Source organism: Roseiconus lacunae, assembly GCF_008312935.1.
In the GTDB taxonomy this organism is placed as follows: Bacteria; Planctomycetota; Planctomycetia; order Pirellulales; family Pirellulaceae; genus Stieleria; species Stieleria lacunae.
The window spans coordinates 335,143-354,970 of sequence record NZ_VSZO01000005.1 but is presented as its reverse complement, the minus strand read 5'-3'; the positions used below and the strand labels follow the sequence as shown (position 1 = coordinate 354,970).

Genomic DNA, 19,828 nt, shown 5'->3' with positions numbered 1-19,828 from the left:
TCAGCCCAGGACTTGCAGCATGCCGCGGCAGAAGTCGGGTAGGTCATCCGGCTTGCGACTGGACACAAAGTGGCGGTCGATGACCACCGGAGAGTCTTCCCAGATTGCACCAGCGTTGATTAAGTCGTCTTTGATTCCTGGCGACCCGGTCACTCGTACGCCCTCGTAGACTTTCGCGGAAATGGGGATCCATCCGCCATGACAGATCGCCGCGACAAGTTTGCTCGAATCAGCAAAATCTCGGACCAACTGTAAGACAGCGGGATCGCGTCGTAGTTTGTCCGGCATGAACCCGCCCGGGACAACCAGACCATCAAACTCGGCAGCTTTCATTTCTGCGATCGAAACATCTGACTGGCACGGGTACCCGTTTTTCCCCGCGTAGACCGTTCCGGCTTCCGGTCCCGCCACAACGACCTCAGCCCCCGCTTCGATCAGCCGCAACTTTGGATACCACAACTCCAGGTCTTCATAGATGTCGCCGACAAACGTCAGCACTCGCTTTCCAGACAATTCCAGTCCCGCCATCAGCTTCTCCCAGGTGTTTCGCCTGTTACCCCTAATTGATCTTCAGGCCACCAGTTTTAACAGAAAGCGAGTTCCAAGCGAGGTGCATTCTCTGACAGGTTCGAAACGGCTTTCGCAATAGGCGTATTGATGACAACCACGAAAGGAATGAAAAACGCGAATGGGGCGATACCTCACTGCAAGCGATTTCCTCACTCATCTCCTCTCGCATCTTTGGCGTCTATCGCGATTGCAATCGCTTTTCACTTCCACACACATCCGTATCATCACAATCCAAGGTCACCTCTTAAGTGCCTTCAATTTCCAGTCGCGTTTTGCAAAGGTAGCTGAACAATTTGATTTCGAATCTCTGCCAGCAGCGCAACGTCAACATCAGTAAAACCTGTCGCCATACATTTCTTACCGCTGTCGTGTCGATCGTCGCCCAAACCGGCTGACTGAGATTGCCGTGCCTTGTCCATGATGCAGTCTCGTAATTCTGACGCATTGGCCAGGCCGACCATGATTCCCTGGTGAGGCTGCCCATGCGATTGGCCTTCGGCGGAAGCTCCGCCGCCTGCTGTTTCCACGACCAGGTTGGCGAAACCAAAGTAACGCTCGATTGGTCCTTGAGTCAGTCTCACGTTTTGGATGTTTTCGAACGTGATCGTTGTTTCGTGAATCACCCAGATGCCTCGGCGGATCCGCATTGATCGATCGGATAGCACGTACCACATTGTGTCGAACTTTAGGTGGATGGCAACGTAGGCAACGATATCGGGAACGATCATGACGAACAGCATTAGCGGTGTGATCAATACGCCAACCAGCGGACTCGCAACGGCAATCACAATCCAAAGGATGGCCAATCCGATATCAACTGCCACGCAACCGATCCAAAAGAAGAGCTTCAAATAGCGAAGGTAATTGTCCGATGGTCGAAATGAGGTAACGACGGTATCGTCTGCAACTGGAAGCGTCGGTGGTTGCCTTGGTACACGAAACCAGTTCGTCAGCATCGACCAAACGCCTTCGTAACACCATGTGCAAGCCGCGTGGATCGATTCATTCATTGCTGATCTTCCGGGAGTCGGTTAATGCGTGCCAAATGATCGCGAATCTCCCGTAGCAGTTCGGTCGTGTTCGTCCCGTGCCCGAGTGAAACAGGCTTGCCCGATGCATCGTTCGGCAACTCCGGTTCGCCGCGCGCTCCTCGCATCTGTTGATACAAGAAATCTCGCAATGGTTCAGCTTCAAGGATTCCCTCGATCGACATTTCCGGTCCAGCACTTCCCGATGCCGTCTGAATTCCGACGGTCGCCAAACCGAACCAACGCTGCACGAGATTGCGAGTCAAGTGGATATCCTGGATCCGCCGATACGTCAGCAGAATCTCCTTTCGAAATAGCAGCCCCCACCGCATCGACACACCTTCATGGTCGAAGGTGTATCGCAGCGTTAAGAATCGGAACCAGAGCAGAGGTAAAGCGAGAAACAGCGATGGCACTGAAACTAAAACGTAATACGTCAATAACACCGGCGCCGGCCGTGTGATTTTGGTCGCATCAAAAGCGGAATCGTTCTGGGTTTCAGGCATCGACAGCACCGACACGAAAGACATTGTCCAGTTGCAAAAACAGCAAGGTCACCGGTCATCATTCGTGGTGAAGTCAAGGATCTTGGGGGCCTTGTTCGACTCCCACGAAATTTTTCGGCAGCGTCCTTTGGGCGTCAAAGTTGAACACTACAGAGTGTTCAAGTGCACCATCAGTCGGCATTTCGATGACGCGCCAGTGCTGCGTTCCAAATCGATGTGGGGGTAGCGGAACTCGCCCACGGCCTGTTGATTTAATCAGCCACAAACGCGATAGCGTGCGGTTCTCTCGCGCAAACTTGGGCTGAAGCCCGTCGGCTGATCGTCGATTCTCTCAATTCGGTTAAATCAACGAGCCGTCCAGAGATTCGCTCGGTAAAGCAAAGCCACGAAAGCCGTCGGCGGCTTCCGCTACTGATAGAAGTGCGACGCCGATGGCTTCGCGGCGGCAGGTTTATTCTTTAAATCGGTAACCGACGCCACGAACGGTTTCGATCAAATCGGCCGCGCCACCCATTTTCTTTCGCAAGGCACGGACGTGGACGTCAATCGTTCGATCGAGAACGACGGTGTCTTCTCCCAACGCTGCATCAACAAGTTCGCTTCGCCCGAAGGCCCGACCGGGCTGGCGGATCAAGGTGTCGAGCAATCGGAATTCGCTCTTGGTCAGCTTCAGCGGTAACTCGTCAATGGTCACGACGAAACGGCGACGGTCGACGGTAACGTTCTGATGGGAGACGGAATCATGGTCCTCAAGCACCGGCTCGCGTCGCCGCAGCAGCGCTTTGATTCGCTGCAGCAATACCTTATAGCTTTCAACCGGTTTGACAACGTAATCGTCTGCGCCGACGGCGAAGCCGACAACTTGATCGGATTCTTCGCCCATCGCGCTGAGCATAAGGATCAGCGTCTCACGAGTTTTCGGATCGGCTCGCAAGTGCTTGCAAACTTCGACGCCGTTGAGGATCGGTAGGTCGATGTCGAGTACGATCAGGTCGGGAAGATAAAGCTTCGCCTGATCGACCCCCTCCTTACCATCGCCGGCACGGTAAACTTCGTAGCCAGTTCGCTTCAACTGGTACTCGAGAGTCTCGGCCAAAGGGCCGTAGTCCTCGACGATCAGGATCTTGTTATTAGACATGCGTCGATGCTTGCCAGTGTTTCAAACAGTCGATCAATCGACATCTGGAATGGGAATCTCAATCCAGGACCACTCCCGGTTAGAAAACGATCCGCGGACTGAGTTTTGGTTGTCGACAGTGTTGAAGCAATCCGCGGAAATGTACAGTCTACCCCCGCCGCTGGAGCGATAAATGTTTGATGAAGACTTTATTTCGAAATTGCGGAACGCAGCCAAACCTCGAAAGTCGCACCATTTCCGGGGCTGCTGATGACGCCGATTCTCCCCCCCAATGCGCGGCTGAGGTTTTTGACGATCGACAATCCGATCCCGGTCCCCCCGTCGTGTGCTTTTCGCGTACGATCCACCCGGTAGAAACGCTCGAAAATGCGTTCCTGGTACTCTTCGGCGATCCCAACACCGTCATCCTGGACCGCCATCACCCAACCATCGCCATCCTTCCGGAACGAGACGACGACGTGACCACCCGCGTTGGTGTGTCGAATCGCGTTACTGATCAAGTTCTGTGCGATCGTGAGCGCGGCTTCCTCGTCGGCCAGCACATGCACGGGTTGGTCGCTGGGAACGACACTCAGATCGATTTGCTTCGCTCCGGCAACCGGTAAAAACGAACTCATCGCTTGATTGATCACTTTTTCCAAGTCCAACGCTTGGATCACCAACGTGCCTTTGCCGGACTGTGCTCGGGCGAGCTTCATCATGTCCGCGATCAGAGCCTCCAATCGATCACACTGCTTGCCGATCTGCGCGATGAAATGGGCTGCCGATTCAGGGTCATCTTGGATGGCAAGTTCCACCGTTTCGGCGTAGCCTTTGATTGCCGCCAACGGTGTTTTCAGTTCATGTGAGACGTTAGCAATAAACTCCCGCCGAATCGCCTCGACTCGGTGAGCCTCCGTTTCGTCGCTCAAGATCAGCAACAAGTGCGGCGGCTCGGTCTCAAGGATCCGACTGACGCGGACCGCAACCGGGCGAACGACAGATCCGTCGACCACCTCGACCGCGACATTTTCATCGATCTTTCCGCTACCGGCGCGATCCACTGCCGATACGATGTCCGGGATACGAACGATCTCGGAAATTTTTCGCCCCAGGTATTGCCCTCCCGACGATAACGCCAGCAGTCTTCTCGCGGCCTCGTTGATCAAAACGATCTCAGTCTTGGGTGATAACATCACCACGCCATCGGTCATGTGTGACAAGGCCGATGTCGTCCGCTGAAATTCAGACTGTAAGTTCTCGAAACGCAGATTCCAAAGCTCCGCAGCGGTTCGCTCACGTTCGTACGCCGCTTCCGCATTTTCCCAACGAAGTACGGTGTAAATCACCTGCACCACACCGACGATCACGCACATTCCGGTGGTCACCAATAGAATGCCGACCGGTTGCAGCGACAACATCATGGTCAGCCAGACCGTCAATGCGATCGCTACGAGGGGACCGACAACCATTCCCAACCGCGGACGGAATGCCGCGTACTCAATCGGACGAGGCGCGATCGACTTACCAGACGTTGCCGAAACACGCGGTGCGATGGAGACCCCACCTCCGGAGTGGCTGTCGCCGGAATAGGCCGTTGACGGGCCAGGGGATTCCGGTGGGTTCGACTCCGTTAAAAGCGTGTTGCTCATGTCGTCAAATTAATCCGCCGGTGTTTCGCCTGGTGTCGACGGTTCCGATTCGGATTCCAGTGGTGGGGGAGAAACATCAACGGCGCGTCTTCGAGCTATCCAGGACCGCGCGGATCGAAACGATTGCCCGATGAACTGAATCAGAGCCTCGGCAGGGACCTTTCGCCGAAACCCCTTTTTGTCGACCTGAATGCACTCGTCGGTTCCGACGTTCATCGCCGTCAGATAACCGTGGCCGAAGCAATACGTGTCCATACAAACGAGATGCCCGAGATCGAGTATCATTCCGTTTGCTTGTGGGGTGTGCCCAACATACACCCGCTTGCCACTACAGTGTGGCTGGGGTGCTCGAACCAAGTGGGTCCAGTAGCGGACATCATCCGGCTGCGCTTCCATCGGCAAATCGGGATCATAGTTTGCATGGACAAAGATCGCATTCTGCGTCTCGTAGTACGGCAGTAATCCTCGCAAGAACTTCACATGCGACGCCGGAATTTTTTTAAGCGACCCGCCGTAACTGGTCACCGTCGCGTTTCCACCGGAGTTAAGCCACATCTCTGCGGGCCGATCACCGAATGCCACCCCACAGAGCATGATCTCGTGGTTCCCGCGCAGCGCAACGACTTGGCAGCGTGATTGCAGATCGACGAGTTGGTCAATCACCCCGCGACTATCGGGCCCGCGATCGACGTAGTCTCCGAGGAACACCAATTCGTCCTCCGGAGTCGGAGAGATCGTATCGATCAGCGTCCGTAGCGCCTTGGAACAACCATGAATATCACCGATCACGAAACGACGCATGAAACGAACCAAATTCAGTTCACCGATGGATCACTAAACTGTAATCCAGGCGAAATCGAAGAAAGGATTTCGTGACCGCAACGCTTGACGGCGGATTCCCAAATTTGATCCGGATCGGAAAACACCGTTTTGGCATCCGCCCGACCAACCAACCAGCCCCCGGATCGCATTTCCGTGTCAAGCTGGCCCGGCCCCCAACCAGAATACTGGGCGACAAATCGCACCTTTGCATCGGTTCGTTGAAGCAGCAACCGAAGTTGGTCTTCGTCGCCGGTTAGCCAAACCCCAGAGCCTTCTTCGTCAATCGGCGCTCCGATATCACTGAGATCGTGGATCGCGAGCAGCGGCCCCTCGACGGGTCCACCTTCAAAGATAAAGTCGTCTTCGCGAATCGCACCCGACGGCATCGATAGCTCAATCACCTCGCTCAATCGTTTCGCGGTCGGCCGCGTCAATGTCAAACCGAACGCACCTTCATCGTCATGATTGACAATCAAGACTACGGTCCGCATGAAATTGGGATCGCTCAGGTAGGGAGACGCAATCAGTAGTCTCCCGCTTAATGATTCAGACATCCCCGATAGCCCTCATGCCAGGTGGGTACGGCCAAGACAGTGCATTTCGATCGATCGAAACTCGATCCCTCGCTGACGGTTGTTGACGTTGTTCTCTCGCATTCACCTTCCCCGACGCGGAAGATGGATCTGTACCGTGTTTTCGTTTTGCAGTGTTTTCGTTTTGCAGTGTTGCCACTTCGGACGCACACCACTTCGCGGCGACACAGATCAAGTAGGGTACAGCCTTCACGAAACTCCCTACCGCATTGTCTGTCCCTGGGTTTGTTTTGGCCCAGTTGCGAGCGCTGCGGAATCGCCCACGGACAGCCGCCGCCTCGGAAATCAAGTGGTCACCTTAGACCGCCTTCGTCCGGCCCCACACGTCTTTCCACAAACATCCGGCCCAGGAAAGTCCGACGCCGAAACCTACCAGCATGTTAACGGATTCCGCGTCTAACCGACCAGTCTGTCGTAACTGATCGATCAGGATCGGCAGTGTACACGAAACGGTATTCCCGACGTCGGATAACTCGATTGGGATTTTTCCCGGTTCGACTTCCATTCGCTGTCGCAACTGGTCAAGCATCTTCCAGGTCGCCTGATGCATTAGATACATCGAGACATCCGAATCGGACAGTGCGTTTTCCTGCAAAATCTGATCAATCATTCGAGGAACCGCATCAACGGTGAAATTGATCAAACTCGGCCCGTCCATATACAGCCGACTTTTCCAACGTTTCCGGTGACGTGGACGGATCGCATCGCTCTCCGGTCGGGAGCCTCCATCACCAACGCAGAGCATGTCGCCGCCGCTTCCATCGCTGCCAAATTTGAACCCCCACATCGACCGTTCGTCAGAGGCGGTGATCAGCGTCGCGGCCGCCGCGTCACCAAAAATTGTCCGCAAGCTTCGATCAGCGTCGTCGATGTACTTGGTGTACGTTTCCGCGGTCAGAAACAGGATCCGTTGGGCGACGCCGCTTTGGATCAAACCGTCCGCGATCCCCAAGCCATAGACAAACCCACTGCACCCCAAATTGAAATCGAGCGCTCCACACGACGTCGGCAGCGACAACCGATCCTGAATAAGACAGCTCGTCGTCGGTAGCGGATAATCCGGAGTCTGAGTGCAAAAAAGAACAAAATCGATCGAACCGCGATCGATATCGTGATCGGCAAACAACTTTTCGGAAGCCGCGACAGCCAGGTCGCTCGATGTTTCCGATTCCGCCGCGATATGCCGCTGCCTAATCCCCGTTTTTTCTTCGATCAGTGACAAATCCCAGTTCGGAAAGCTTTCTTGCAGTTGCTCGTTCGTTTCGACACGTTCGGGCAAATGAACTGAGATGGGGCCAAGGCAGGCGTGGGGCACTTTCAGCATCCAAAGAGTAGGCGGAAGCGACACTGGTTCTATGCCGCCAAAGGGTACCAATCTTGCCTTGCGGCGCGGACCCCCAGGAAAAGCTTGACGCGAACGCCGAATGGTGATGGGAGCTTCGTTTCAATCGGAAAAAAGTCGGGTGTGATGAATCAACCGCGATGCTCTCGCCCCCAAGGACGAAAACTCGTGACGAAAACGCAACCGTGGCTAACGGCGTAAGGCTAATCCGATAATCGATTGAACACCTCGCTCAAGGTGGGCGACGGGACACCAACCAGCCCATCTAAACATCAAAGGCCGAACAAATCGGGGACGGACGATTATCGGCAACGCAGCAATCGCGTCTCGGTCACCAGCCAATCCATCTGCACGTCGTGATCATCCGTCGGCACGCGTTCAACGATCTGACGCTCAAACAACAAGCCCGCTTTGTCGACCTCCGGGCGTAAATGACTGAGCATTCGGTCATAAAATCCACGTCCATATCCCAACCGCCGCCCCGACAAATCGAACGCTAGCCCAGGAACGACGACGAAGTCAATCGCAGACGGATCGAGAATTCGTGCCGGAGTTCCCCGCAGCTCTACCGCTGGCTCTCGGATTCCAAAGGCACCAGGGCGAAGTTCGTCGACCGCCAGCAGCTCAAACAGACACAGATCATCCCCCTCACAATAGGGCACAACGACGCGTTTGTGATTTCGCGTCGGTCCCAAGCATTCCGTTTGATCCTGCAGTTGATGTGAGATGCATTCGATGGTCGAAACCTCATCGCGCGCTCCCACGTACCACAAAACGGTCACTGCGTTTTGAAAGCTCTCGATCTCATTCAACCGCTGGCAAATGACTTCGCTCGTCCGCTCTCGATCGGGCTGGGTTTGGCGAGCCTGACGGGCTGATTGTCGCAGACGATCTTTTTCAGACTGAACGCTCATCGCACGTAGCTCCTTTGATGCATCAACGAAGCGAACCCGGTTTACGCCGACGCACCGTGACCGGCTAGCTCTACGAACCGCGCCGCGGGACCGTCCCACCGGTCAGGGTTTTCCGGCTGATAGGTTTGCACTGCAAAGCTCTCACGAACAATCCCACGTGCCATTCGAATCGTCGCAGATAGATCAGCATCGCTCTTGATAACCTCGGTCCCAATCATCTGCATGACGAGGTTGCCGATCGCGGTCGCTTCGACAGGTCCCGCCACAACGGTTCGATTGCATGCGTCGGCCGTCATTTGGCAAAGCAACGCATTCATCGTCCCGCCGCCGACGATGTGAATCGTTTCGATTCGGCTTCCGACAAGTGTTTCAAGGTCTCCTAAGCAGACCCGATAACGAAGGGCCAGACCCTCCAGTGCCGCTCGATAAAACGCACCGTTGGATTCAGGTACTGGTTGTCCCGTCTCGCTGGCAAACGCTTTGATCGCAGTCAGCATATCTTGCGGGGCGACGAAAGCACGATGGTCGGGGTCAAGCAGCAATTCGAATTCGCTAGCTTCGCTTGCTTGCTGTACCATCTGTTCCCACGACACATCGCTACCCTGCCGTTGGACTGACTTTCGCAACTGTTGAAAGATCCACAACCCGCCGATGTTCTTCAGCAGCCGTGTGCTTTCGGCGACGCCGCCTTCGTTGGTAAAGTTCAGCTGTGAACAAACTTCGTTGACGCGAGGACTCGCTAGCTCGCAGCCCATCAAGGACCACGTTCCCGAACTGATGTAACACCAACTCGGTTGCTCTGGGGCAAAGTCATCGACGGGAACTGAAATGACCGCCGATCCAGTATCATGGGTTGCCGGCACAACGACCGGTACGTCCTTTAGTCCCGTTGCTTCGGCGACCGAGGCTTGGACAGGGCCAAGAATCGTTCCCGGCTGCACCGTCGGCTCAAACAGACGCGTCGGAATGCCAAGCTGCTCCAACATCGACGTTTGCCACTGTCCCGTCGCAGGATCGACCATCTGAGTCGTTGACGCGTTTGTCGCTTCGATGCTTCGCTTGCCAGAAAGCAGCCAGTGAAAGAAATCACCCATCATCAAAAAGTGATCGGCGATCTCTAGCGACCGCTCACCGTGTTCGGCGGCAGCAAAAAGTTGATACAGCGTGTTGATTTCCATGAACTGAAGGCCAGTCGCGGCAAAGATCGCCGCTCGTCCGGCCTCGCCTCCACCCATTCGTTCGCACGCGCGAGACAACATGCCCTGTGTTCGTGAATCACGATAGTTTCGCACCGGACCGGCGAGCTGCCCGTTGCGATCGATCAACACGTAATCGACTCCCCAAGTGTCGACGCCGACCGAACGGATCGCTTGGTACTTCCCCGCTGCAACTCGCAAGCCTTCGCGAATTTCGGCCCATAGCGAATGCACATTCCACTGAAGCGAATCCTGGATCAGTACCGGATCATTGGCGAAGCGGTGGACTTCTTCTAGCGATAACTTTCCACCGTCAAGCCAACCCGCGATCACACGCCCGCTGCTAGCTCCAAGATCGACGGCGAGATGGACAGATTTTTCAGTCATGGCGATGGGTCGCGTTTCTATCGGTGTTCTTCGCAAATAATTCAGCGACAGATCATAGCAGAACGGCGCGTCACGACAGGAGCACGTGACCGTCATTCACATGATTGTGGCTCAACAAAAGGCCTCGTCGGTAACTCTCCGGAAACCGATGAATGCCGACATACTCAGCCGATAGCGGTGGCCTCGGGTCCTGCTTTCTATATGGTTTCACCACACCCTCAACGCCAACGGATTGGGCCCACGGGTGTGTTGGAGATCGTTTAACACAACGACGTGACGAACGGCGGTGTCAAACAGCACGATCGCCTGCCTACTGCTGATCCTTTTTGCGTTGCCGCATGTGCGGCAGTGCACGCCCCTGAGATTGGGCAATGTCGAGTTGCTCGTCCATTTCTTGCAGGCTGAGCGGATCGATCGGTATCGTCATTAACGTTTCTGGATCGATTTCGCTACTCGCGTTCCGCTTTGCCAAGCGATCCACTTCTTCTTCTAAAGCGGCGAGCCACGCGGGCACGTCCAACCCGGCGCCAGTTGGCGTTCGCGAAAGCAGTTCGGCCTCGGCCTCCAGCAACTCAAACCTCGACGAATCAATTCCTGATTCTGCGTCTTGCATTGCCGGTAGGACCAACGCTTTCATACGGGCGATCGTCATTGGTTGAACAAACCGTTCGAGTATTCGGTCGGCGACCGTCGGCATCCGCATCGAATAGCTTTTTTGCATCATTCGCAAACGATCGACGAACTTGTCAGCTTCGGCGCCGATGCGTTCGCTCAGACTGCGCCGCCACATCATCGCGGCATTTTCCAACCCTTCTCCGACGAGGACTTCGTGAGCCCACATCACCGGTTTTAAATTCCACGCGATCCGCTCGTAACCTGCTCGCAGTCGCAGGAAATCGAGAAACATGTAAACCAAATCGCCCCGGTCACTCTGCGTCGTCGTGCTGTTGTAGTCTTGGTATTCCGAATGGTGATCGATCAATGACTCATAGACCAACGTGATCCAGCGTTGCGCCCGCTCCATTCGTAATTCCCCGCTTTCCAAATCTTGGAATAGCCGCATTTCGGCAACCTGCGGATCATCTTCTTCGAGTACACGTTGCAACCAATCGGCGACACCCTGGTGCAGGATCGCTCGCACGTGTCCAAGCTGCAAAAATACTTGCGTGAAGATCGGATCGCCGTACACCCTGATGAATGCGACCAAACGATCCCACTGAAGACGGTCTGTCACGGTTTCCAGTGGCGACAATCGCAGCGTTTGACTGTGGGCCAACCAGGAGCCGAGCATGGTTTCGGTCAACCGCTCGATCAATGGGATCAAGACATCTCCGGCGGTATCCTCGTCCTGCACGCGCCGACGGGAAGTTTTCGCGAGCGATTTGCCGGTTGGGTTTTCCGGTTCGGATTCCGCAACCTCATCGGTCTCCGGTTGCGTTCCGACTTCGTGCCGCACCGACTCGATCACGGCCCCCACGATCGCTCGAAAGCCATCGCAGAACAAGCTATCGAACTCGGTGACCGCACCAATACCGACGCTATTTTGTTGCTCCATCAACCGCGACACTTCGATCAGCCGGCAAGCCTCGCTGACCAGGCCGCGGCGTGGCAACCAATGCATCAGGTGACGTAGAACTCGCTGACGTAGCCGGGCGACAAAAATTTTGACCGGGTCGCCGCCTCGAGACAACGGTATATAAAGCAAGTTCTCGCGACTGATCGCTTCAATGTATTCCGGAAAAAGACTGCGTGTGGTTTCCTTATTTCCAGAGATAAGCGAAGCATACAATCGGACCGCTTGAACGTCATCGGCGGACATCTCGTCTAGTCCCGCTTCCTGGGACCCGAGTTCGCTGTCGCTCTGTTCACGCTGCAAAACTTCATGCCGGTCGACATGCGCAATGATCGCACCACAAATCAGCCGTCGTGCGTCGCTGATCTCAACCGCCGTCCCAATAATTCGCTCCATCAACGAATCACGAAGCACACGGCTGCGATCGTACTCGCGCATCGAATCTCGGTCGCTGCCGGCGGCGGCGATCTTATACGCACGCACTGCGTCGAGTAATTCCAACAGACCGATTCGGTTTTGCTTCGCGCATTCGGCCCATTCACGGAGCGCATCAAGCTGGTCGGTTGCCCGTTTTTCGTCATCGGTCACCTGATCGGTCATCACGATGTCCGCTGCGACGGCCCACATGCGCGCCAAAGACTGCAGAAAAGCGAGGCGGTCAATCAGCCGTTTCCATTCGGCCTCTAATTCGGTGTGGCTTCCCGAATCGCCTCCGCCTTCAAAGACGGACCCTTCCACACCGTCGTCGGTGGTGTCTTGATAGGTAACGTTTTCGTAAGCAGCGCTGAAGACATCGTCTTCCGACTCGTCATCCATCTCACCGGCGAGTTCTCGATCCCAGTCGCGCGGCGTTTCTGGTTGATCGACCAGTGAAAAACGTGGGGCGTGGTAAAAATCTTCGGCGTTGGCCTGTAAGTAATCGAAGCACTTTCGGGCCATCGGCCAGACTTGCTCCGGGGCGAGCGTCGAAGGTACCAAGTCCCCCGCCGATAGTTCGTCATCGGTGCCGCGCAATTTCATCAGCCAACGTTCGGCCAACCGCGGCAACGAATTACCACCTTGCCGCAGTCCGATCTCTCCGGCGTTGCCAAGCCAATGAATCAACAGCGCCATCGAAGGCAAGAAGTCATTGCGTTCAAGCAGTGCCGTCACTACCAACGCGTAAGCCCGTGGTGAATCGAAAAAGTCCGCATGGGGCGCCCAGAACTTGACGTCGCCTGCCGCCGCACCGCCTTCGTGCCAAATCCGCAGTGCCCGCGCGACCATCTTTGCACTGTCATAGGACTCCAACGGGTCGGCCGCCTCAAGCGATTCGACGGTGTGGGCACCAAAGTTTCGCCACCACTGGGCGACGTCTCGGTACAGCGTGCTGACCGCTTCGTAGCACTCCATGTTGTTGCTTGCCGCCGACTCACTCCACACGCGCGCCATGTAACTGAACAGTTGATCGATCAGATACAAAAGATCGTCGACACGTGAATCATGGACACTGCAGTCGGGACTGGGGTGCAGACTGAATTGCCCCGCGAATCCGATTAAGTCCCAGGGATCCGCCAAAGCTCCGCATTCAATGGCCCGATGAATCAGATCATAAACACGCGGCGCGACTTCAAGCGCCACGTCTAGCTTTCCGGAACGTAACGCTCGCAATCCAAGCGTAATCTCGCAATCGATGCGGCAGATCATGCGCGCCGATGCTGCGGGGACGACATCAATTTGACGCGTCGCCGCATCGGGATAACCCATCCGCGCGTAAAGTCGGGCCAGTTGAACGTGCTGAACCTGGGCCGCCCTTCGCTCGGCCAATGCCGCGTTTAAATGTTGACGTGCGGCCCCGAACGGTTGCTTTCGAACCTGCTGTTCTTCCCCCAATCGTTCATGATGTTCGCCACGAAGCCGGTTGAGACGATCGAGATAGAACGCATCGCGATATTCTGCGATCGGCTTCATCAATTTGCCGAGCGTAACGTCGGCCGAGTACGCGGCCGGCCCCCAACCACTGATCCCGCTGGCCATCAGAATGGTTCCCGCCAGGACTGTCGCGGCCTCGGTCAATAACTCGTCTTCACTGTAACCTTGCTGCGAAACGAGATCGAACTCAGTCACCCGCGCTAAAAGCGAATCGAGCGTGACTTGGCGAAGCACGAACCGACTGTAGTAGCCCTCTTCGGTGACGCTCCGCTCATCCCAACCACCGAAATGATAGTTTGGCCGGCGGTTGACGGGATGGTCGAAATCGTAGGCCCGTGGATCGAGCGATAACTCGGCGAGTTCATCAAACTCAAACGATGCCGACCGCAGTATTGAAGCATCGGTGTCGTTGAGGATCTCTACCGCTCGAGTGATCAACTGATAATACGGCCCCGCCGAGACGCCGGCGCCGCGGACATACAACGGGATCGGACGAACGAATTCGTGCTCGTAAGGTTGGCAACGTCGATTTTCTAAGATCGCGACCGGCCGATAGCCCACATAATCGTTGAGCAACAAGATCGCTTCGTGCACCATCGCAGCGCCGACGCCGGATTCCAACACCGACTGGTCGTCATCGGTTTCGGATCGGTGCTCGCTGTACAGATTTAATAAGATCTCCGACGCGCGGGCGAAGAAGAATCCGTTGAATAAGACTTCCGGCTCTTGGTGAAATAACAGGTCACGGTGGTAATCCATGTACGCCGGCAAGAGCTGGCTGAGCAACAGTCGTGACACGTCGGATGCTTGCGATGTGTCCTCGAACCCGGCAGAGCTAAGCGACAACCGCTCCAGCGTCTGTTCGATCCAGTTATGAAGCACCAACCATGCCGGTGTACCGGTTAACGGATTCCCCTGACTGGCATGATGATATGCCTCGTTCCACAGCGACGCGATGGCCGGGTCACTGCTCCCGCCGGAAAAGTTCAGATACCCCGCTAACCGCCGAAGAGAATCATCGAGCGACTCTGGTGGGGGAACGATGGACATAGCGGCGAATGGTTACCGTAAGGATTGAGTCGACCGCGAAAGCTCAGGCCTTGAATGTTCGATCAAGACCAATCAGTGTCTCTACCTCAAGAGTCGTTGCCCGCTTCACAGCGACCCAACAACGCCCAAGCTTCATGTCGATAGGTGGGATAGGTCCAGTGCTTTGTCTAAACCAAGCTGACTGATACAGCTCGTCAGCGACGGGTTTGATCCCCGTCCACTGCGGCACATCGGTGGCGATCGCCATTCGACGAATCGCAAAATCACAATGAAACAAAGCACCGGAAACATCGTCTCAAAATGAAGGCCGATCGCAAAGTGGGCGAACCGAATCGCGAAGTGATTTGTGCCCCGCAGTTGCGTTTCGGCAGAGCCTTACTTTTTGGCTTTCTTTTTCTTCGTCGCCTTCTTCTTAGCAGCTTTTTTCGTAGTTTTCTTTGCCGCTACCTTCTTCGTTGCCTTTTTCTTGGCCGCCTTTTTGGTGGTCTTTTTCTTGGTGCTTTTCTTCTTTGCGCCTCCAAAAATGTCGTCCCAGTTATTGGAGTACTTTTCGTTGGTTCCTACGCGGAGAATCGTCATGTTTCCGAAAGTGAATGCGAGTAACGAATCACCACCGCTCCTGCAGTGGCCTGGCTCCGAGGACGAAGCCATGAAGTGCCGGCTCTATCCGGCATGAATGCTTTTGTAACGAGCTTGCTTGACGGCATCGGGATCTTCGCCCAACCGTTCCCGCAAGTTTCGCTCGTAAACTTCGAAGTTTCCTTCACACCAATACACTTTCCCGTCGCCTTCGAAGGCCAGGATGTGCGTCGCGAGGCGATCGAGGAACCAGCGGTCGTGCGATGTCACGACGACACAGCCGGCAAAGCTCATGATCGCTTCTTCGAGGGCACGCAAGGTATCGACATCAAGGTCGTTGGTCGGTTCGTCCAAAAGCAAGACGTTGCAACCACGCCGGAGGAGCTTGGCAAGGTGAACGCGATTTCGTTCACCACCGGAAAGCTTTCCGACTTTCTTTTCCTGATCAGGGCCACGGAAATTGAAACGCGACACGTATGCTCGCGCGTTCACACTCCGTCCGCCAAGATCAATGGTTTCGTGTCCGCCGCTGATTTCTTCAAATACGGTGTTGTCGTCTTGAAGTGAATCGCGGCTTTGGTCGACGTAGCCGAGGTCGACCGTGTCACCGACCCTGAACTCACCCGAATCCGGGGGTTCTTGGCCGGTGAACATTTTAAACAGAGTCGTTTTACCTGCGCCGTTGGGCCCGATCACTCCGACGATTCCACCGGCCGGCAAACGGAACGACAGGTCTTTGACGAGGACTTTTTCGCCGAACGCTTTATCGACGTTTTTAGCTTCGATGACCAAATCGCCGAGGTGACGATTGGAGGGAATTTGAATTTCCAGTTCGTCGGGGCGATCCTCGAACGTCTGTGACGCAAGATCTTCGTAAGCTTTGATCCGCGCCTTGCTTTTCGCCTGGCGGGCTTTCGGGCTCATGCGAATCCAATCCAGCTCGCGGCTCAACGTTCGTTCGCGAGCCTTCGCCTGCCGCTGCTCCAACTCCATCCGTTTCTTACGGGCTTCCAACCAAGCGGTGTAGTTGCCTTCGAAAGGAATGCCTTGCCCGCGGTCAATTTCCAAAATCCACTTCGCCACGTTGTCCAGGAAGTAACGATCGTGCGTCACAGCGACGACCGTCCCCGGATACTTGTCCAGGTGCTGCTCCAACCAAGACACCGACTCGGCGTCAAGGTGGTTGGTCGGCTCATCGAGCAGCAACAAATCGGGTTGGCGAATCAGCAGTTGACACAACGCGACGCGACGTCGCTCACCACCGGAAAGCTTGGTCACGTCCGCATCACCGGGAGGCAGATTCATGACCGCCATCGACATCTCGACTTGGCGATCTAGCTCCCAAAGGTTGTACGTATCGATCGTGTCCTGCAGCGATGCCATTTCGTCACAGAGCTTCTGCATCTCGTCGTCGTCGGTGACGTCGCCGAGCAACATGCTGATTTCGTTAAAACGATCGACGATCGCGCGACGTTCGGCCACGGCCGTTTGGACGTTTTCAAAAACCGTCTTTGTTTCGTCCAGCGGAGGCTCTTGTTCCAGATAGCCGACGGTGAAACCTTTGCTCAGACGCGCGGTCCCATCGTACTCGGTGTCCTGACCGGCCATGATTCGCATCAGCGTTGACTTACCGGCCCCGTTGGGCCCGAGAACGCCGATTTTCGCTCCCGGGTAAAACGCCAAGTGAACATCATCGAGCACGACCTTTTGGCCATGCTTCTTTGTCAGCCCTTCGATTTGGTAGATAAATTGACGACCCATAGAAATCCTATTCCCATTCGATTGTCGCAGGAGGCTTGCTGCTAATGTCATAGCAGACTCGGTTCACACCCTGGACTTCATTGATAATCCGTGTACTCATTCGGGCCAGCAGATCATACGGCAACCGGCTCCAATCGGCAGTCATAAAGTCGTCCGTATTGACGCTCCGAATTGCGATCGCGTTGTCATAAGTTCTCGCATCGCCCATCACACCGACGCTTTGTACCGGTAACAACACCGCGAACGTCTGGCTGGTATCGCGATACAATCCCGCGGCTTCGATTTCTTCGATCACGATCGCATCGGCCGCCCGCAAAACGACCAGTTTATCGCGAGTCACCTCGCCCAAACATCGTACCGCCAGCCCAGGGCCGGGGAACGGGTGACGCCACACCAGCTTTTCAGGCAAGCCCAATTCCAACCCAAGTCGCCGCACTTCGTCTTTGAACAAATCTCGCAATGGTTCGATCAGCTCGAACCCAAGTTCCTCGGGCAATCCGCCGACGTTGTGATGCAACTTGATGGTCGCCGCCGGGCCGTCGGGATCGGCGCCACTTTCGATCACGTCCGGGTACAACGTCCCCTGAGCAAGAAAGTGAGCGTTCTCGATCTGCTCCGCCTCGGCTTTAAAACACTCAATGAAATCGTGACCGATTCGGCGGCGTTTCTCTTGTGGCTCGGTGATTCCGGCCAGCGACGCCAGGAACCGATCTTCTGCGTTGACGACGTGCAAATCCGTCTTAAAGTGATTGGAGAACTCGTCGATGACCAATGACTGTTCGTTCTTTCGGAGCAGGCCGTTGTCGATCAAAATGCATGTCAGCTGGCTTCCGATCGCTTTGTAGAGCAGGGCCGCGACGACGGACGAGTCAACTCCACCGCTCAACCCACAGATCACGCGTCGATCGCCGACTTGCTTGCGAATCTGCTCGATCGTCAGTTCCGCGAAGTCACTTAGGTGCCAGTTCGGTTCGCACTTGCAGATCCCTCGGACGAAGTTGGCGAGCACCTTTCCACCCAGCGGCGTGTGCGTGACCTCGGGGTGAAACTGCATCCCGTAAACGGGCAAATCGTTGTGAACAATCGCCGCGTACGGACAAGTACTCGTCTTCGCCAAAGCCGAAAATGATTCCGTAATCGACGACACCTGATCGCCGTGGCTCATCCACACGTCGATTTCACCGGGAAGATCTTCGAACAGCCCTTCGCCGCTGACGATTTTACACTTGGCGTGCCCGTACTCGCGAGTCGTCGTGCTGTCGACCTGTCCGCCCAGCGCCTTGCAGGCCAATTGCATGCCATAGCAAATCCCCAGCACCGGGATGCCTAACTTGAACAACTCTGGATCACACTGCGGCGCGCCGTCCTGATAAACACTCGAAGGACCGCCGGAAAGAATGATGCCCTTCGGGGCGAGTTCGGCAATCCGCGCGGCCGACAAATCGTGTCGCAGGATCTGGCAGTAAACGTTCTGCTCACGGACTCGGCGGGCGATCAACTGGGCATATTGCGATCCAAAATCCAGGACAACAATTCGCTGGTCGGTCAGTGCCGAGCTATTCGTCGTCGCCGAAGGATCTTGGGCGTGCGAAACACTCATGCGGGCGTCAGTTGGGTTAAGGAAACCGAAGCGGCATCGTCAATGCCAAAGGTGGAGTTTAGAAAATGCTTCGAAAATACCCAAGGGGCTAACCACCAAGGTTTCTCCCTGTTCGGCCGAAAGTCATCGATTGGCGCTACGGGGCAAGTCAGTCACCGTACCAGCCAGCCTTTTCACCACCCTCGCGATCGCGACAATCTGGACGTGCGAAATGAGCGGCGGATCAACACCGTCCAGACCGAATTCGCCGGCGATCGCTCGAACGGGATGTTTCGTCTCGGTCGGCAGGAAGTCGTCCCATTGGTATCCGATCCGTCGCCCTACGTTTTCCCTCGCAAACAACTCTTTACTAACCACCAAGCTTTCTTGCCACCACCATCATGCGAATTCTATTGACCAACGATGACGGGGTATTTGCCCCAGGCCTCGCCGCTCTCGAACAACAATTGCGGCATCTCGGCGAAGTGATCGTGATCGCGCCGGCGACCGAACAATCCGGCGTCGGGCACTCAATCACCTATCTGACGCCGCTGGTCGGCAAATCGATTCACCGCGACGGTCGCCATTGGGCTTGGGCCGTCGAAGGTAGTCCGGCCGACTGTGTTAAACTCGCGATCGCCGAACTTCTACGAGATGATCCGGTTGACCTCGTCGTCAGTGGAATCAACAGCGGACTGAATGCGGGTATCAACGTGCTCTACAGCGGCACCGTTGCCGCGGCGATCGAGGGCGCGTTTTTCGGGACCACCAGCGTCGCGGTTTCTTTGGAGTACGATCCCGATGCAGATTTTCAGTCGGCAGCGGTGATCGCCAAAAACGTGATTAGCGGCATCGCAAAGAACCCCGACGCCCAGGGAAAACTCTTCAATTTGAATATTCCAACCCAAGCGACCGAATCGCCGACCGAGCTATCGATCGTTCCGATGGGATTGGCACAATACGGCAACCGCTACGAAAAACGCCAAGATCCCGGTGGTCGCGATTACTACTGGGCACTCTGGCAGGAACCCGACGAACCACCGAAAGAACAAACCGACGTCACCGAACTACGTCGTGGCAACGTCACGCTTTCGTGCTTGCAGTTCGACATGACCGATCACGGTGCCACCGAAGAAATGAAAGCCTGGGATTTGAAGATCTAGACCGCATCTTGCGCTACGAACTCTCTTGATTTTGGATTTGAGTATTAATCCATCGCGACAGTTGTGCCGCGGTACACGCGTCCCA

General features: G+C 55.5%; 16 protein-coding genes. 2 read left to right on the top strand and 14 right to left on the bottom strand.

The genetic code is table 11. From position 1 onward, the window contains the following. The 14 genes from FYC48_RS09845 to guaA all read right to left on the bottom strand — a co-directional run bounded on the left by FYC48_RS09845 (nucleotide 1) and on the right by guaA (nucleotide 18,601). Complete coding sequence (locus FYC48_RS09845; protein WP_149496514.1) at nucleotides 1-528, bottom strand: type 1 glutamine amidotransferase domain-containing protein; 528 nt, start codon at nucleotides 526-528, stop codon at nucleotides 1-3. A 296-nt stretch (nucleotides 529-824) separates the two neighbouring features. Next, on the bottom strand, nucleotides 825-1,580 hold the full coding sequence (locus FYC48_RS09840; protein WP_149496513.1) for a PH domain-containing protein: 756 nt from the start codon (nucleotides 1,578-1,580) through the stop codon (nucleotides 825-827). After that, nucleotides 1,577-2,104, bottom strand: coding sequence for a PH domain-containing protein (locus FYC48_RS09835; RefSeq protein ID WP_200836576.1), 528 nt, complete (start codon nucleotides 2,102-2,104; stop codon nucleotides 1,577-1,579). Before FYC48_RS09835 ends, FYC48_RS09840 begins: the two co-directional genes overlap by 4 nt. Before the next feature lie 451 nt (nucleotides 2,105-2,555). Continuing rightward, nucleotides 2,556-3,242 (bottom strand): response regulator transcription factor, encoded by a 687-nt coding sequence (locus FYC48_RS09830; RefSeq protein WP_149496512.1) that lies wholly within the window; start codon nucleotides 3,240-3,242, stop codon nucleotides 2,556-2,558. A gap of 188 nt (nucleotides 3,243-3,430) precedes the next feature. Continuing rightward, a complete protein-coding gene (locus tag FYC48_RS09825; protein WP_149496511.1) occupies nucleotides 3,431-4,873 on the bottom strand; it encodes a sensor histidine kinase in 1,443 nt (480 codons plus the stop codon). 9 nt (nucleotides 4,874-4,882) lie between these two features. After that, entirely contained in the window at nucleotides 4,883-5,674 is a 792-nt protein-coding gene (locus FYC48_RS09820; protein ID WP_149496510.1) for a metallophosphoesterase family protein, read from the bottom strand. A 14-nt stretch (nucleotides 5,675-5,688) separates the two neighbouring features. Next, on the bottom strand, nucleotides 5,689-6,249 hold the full coding sequence (locus FYC48_RS09815; protein ID WP_149496509.1) for a YqgE/AlgH family protein: 561 nt from the start codon (nucleotides 6,247-6,249) through the stop codon (nucleotides 5,689-5,691). A 337-nt stretch (nucleotides 6,250-6,586) separates the two neighbouring features. After that, complete coding sequence (locus tag FYC48_RS09810) at nucleotides 6,587-7,603, bottom strand: ketoacyl-ACP synthase III (RefSeq protein WP_149496508.1); 1,017 nt, start codon at nucleotides 7,601-7,603, stop codon at nucleotides 6,587-6,589. Nucleotides 7,604-7,932: 329 nt separating this feature from the next. Beyond that, a complete protein-coding gene (locus FYC48_RS09805) occupies nucleotides 7,933-8,544 on the bottom strand; it encodes a 5-formyltetrahydrofolate cyclo-ligase (RefSeq protein WP_149496507.1) in 612 nt (203 codons plus the stop codon). Nucleotides 8,545-8,585: 41 nt separating this feature from the next. Then, entirely contained in the window at nucleotides 8,586-10,127 is a 1,542-nt protein-coding gene (locus tag FYC48_RS09800; protein WP_149496506.1) for a rhamnulokinase, read from the bottom strand. Between the two features lie 310 nt (nucleotides 10,128-10,437). Next, entirely contained in the window at nucleotides 10,438-14,661 is a 4,224-nt protein-coding gene (locus tag FYC48_RS09795) for a hypothetical protein (RefSeq protein WP_149496505.1), read from the bottom strand. A 375-nt stretch (nucleotides 14,662-15,036) separates the two neighbouring features. After that, nucleotides 15,037-15,312 (bottom strand): hypothetical protein, encoded by a 276-nt coding sequence (locus tag FYC48_RS09790; RefSeq protein WP_230773420.1) that lies wholly within the window; start codon nucleotides 15,310-15,312, stop codon nucleotides 15,037-15,039. A gap of 12 nt (nucleotides 15,313-15,324) precedes the next feature. Beyond that, nucleotides 15,325-17,001, bottom strand: coding sequence for an energy-dependent translational throttle protein EttA (gene ettA, locus FYC48_RS09785; RefSeq protein ID WP_149496504.1), 1,677 nt, complete (start codon nucleotides 16,999-17,001; stop codon nucleotides 15,325-15,327). A 7-nt stretch (nucleotides 17,002-17,008) separates the two neighbouring features. Beyond that, nucleotides 17,009-18,601 (bottom strand): glutamine-hydrolyzing GMP synthase, encoded by a 1,593-nt coding sequence (gene guaA, locus FYC48_RS09780; RefSeq protein WP_149496503.1) that lies wholly within the window; start codon nucleotides 18,599-18,601, stop codon nucleotides 17,009-17,011. On the opposite strand from guaA, the gene FYC48_RS27705 reads away from it, so the two are divergent. Further along, a complete protein-coding gene (locus FYC48_RS27705) occupies nucleotides 18,587-18,997 on the top strand; it encodes a hypothetical protein (RefSeq protein ID WP_160149430.1) in 411 nt (136 codons plus the stop codon). The two genes, guaA and FYC48_RS27705, sit on opposite strands and share 15 nt — an antisense overlap. Continuing rightward, a complete protein-coding gene (gene surE / locus FYC48_RS09775) occupies nucleotides 18,982-19,743 on the top strand; it encodes a 5'/3'-nucleotidase SurE (protein WP_149496502.1) in 762 nt (253 codons plus the stop codon). Before FYC48_RS27705 ends, surE begins: the two co-directional genes overlap by 16 nt. The last annotated feature ends 85 nt before the right edge of the window (nucleotides 19,744-19,828 follow it).

What these genes read in the sequence shown, in the direction of transcription:
- FYC48_RS09815 (WP_149496509.1), bottom strand. Translation starts at nt 6,249, where the DNA reads ATGTCTGAATCATTAAGCGGGAGACTACTGATTGCGTCTCCCTACCTG.
- FYC48_RS09830 (WP_149496512.1), bottom strand. Translation starts at nt 3,242, where the DNA reads ATGTCTAATAACAAGATCCTGATCGTCGAGGACTACGGCCCTTTGGCC.
- FYC48_RS09790 (WP_230773420.1), bottom strand. Translation starts at nt 15,312, where the DNA reads ATGGCTTCGTCCTCGGAGCCAGGCCACTGCAGGAGCGGTGGTGATTCG.
- FYC48_RS09845 (WP_149496514.1), bottom strand. Translation starts at nt 528, where the DNA reads ATGGCGGGACTGGAATTGTCTGGAAAGCGAGTGCTGACGTTTGTCGGC.
- FYC48_RS09795 (WP_149496505.1), bottom strand. Translation starts at nt 14,661, where the DNA reads ATGTCCATCGTTCCCCCACCAGAGTCGCTCGATGATTCTCTTCGGCGG.
- FYC48_RS09840 (WP_149496513.1), bottom strand. Translation starts at nt 1,580, where the DNA reads ATGAATGAATCGATCCACGCGGCTTGCACATGGTGTTACGAAGGCGTT.
- FYC48_RS09835 (WP_200836576.1), bottom strand. Translation starts at nt 2,104, where the DNA reads ATGCCTGAAACCCAGAACGATTCCGCTTTTGATGCGACCAAAATCACA.
- FYC48_RS09820 (WP_149496510.1), bottom strand. Translation starts at nt 5,674, where the DNA reads ATGCGTCGTTTCGTGATCGGTGATATTCATGGTTGTTCCAAGGCGCTA.
- FYC48_RS09800 (WP_149496506.1), bottom strand. Translation starts at nt 10,127, where the DNA reads ATGACTGAAAAATCTGTCCATCTCGCCGTCGATCTTGGAGCTAGCAGC.
- FYC48_RS09805 (WP_149496507.1), bottom strand. Translation starts at nt 8,544, where the DNA reads ATGAGCGTTCAGTCTGAAAAAGATCGTCTGCGACAATCAGCCCGTCAG.
- ettA (WP_149496504.1), bottom strand. Translation starts at nt 17,001, where the DNA reads ATGGGTCGTCAATTTATCTACCAAATCGAAGGGCTGACAAAGAAGCAT.
- surE (WP_149496502.1), top strand. Translation starts at nt 18,982, where the DNA reads ATGCGAATTCTATTGACCAACGATGACGGGGTATTTGCCCCAGGCCTC.
- FYC48_RS09825 (WP_149496511.1), bottom strand. Translation starts at nt 4,873, where the DNA reads ATGAGCAACACGCTTTTAACGGAGTCGAACCCACCGGAATCCCCTGGC.
- guaA (WP_149496503.1), bottom strand. Translation starts at nt 18,601, where the DNA reads ATGAGTGTTTCGCACGCCCAAGATCCTTCGGCGACGACGAATAGCTCG.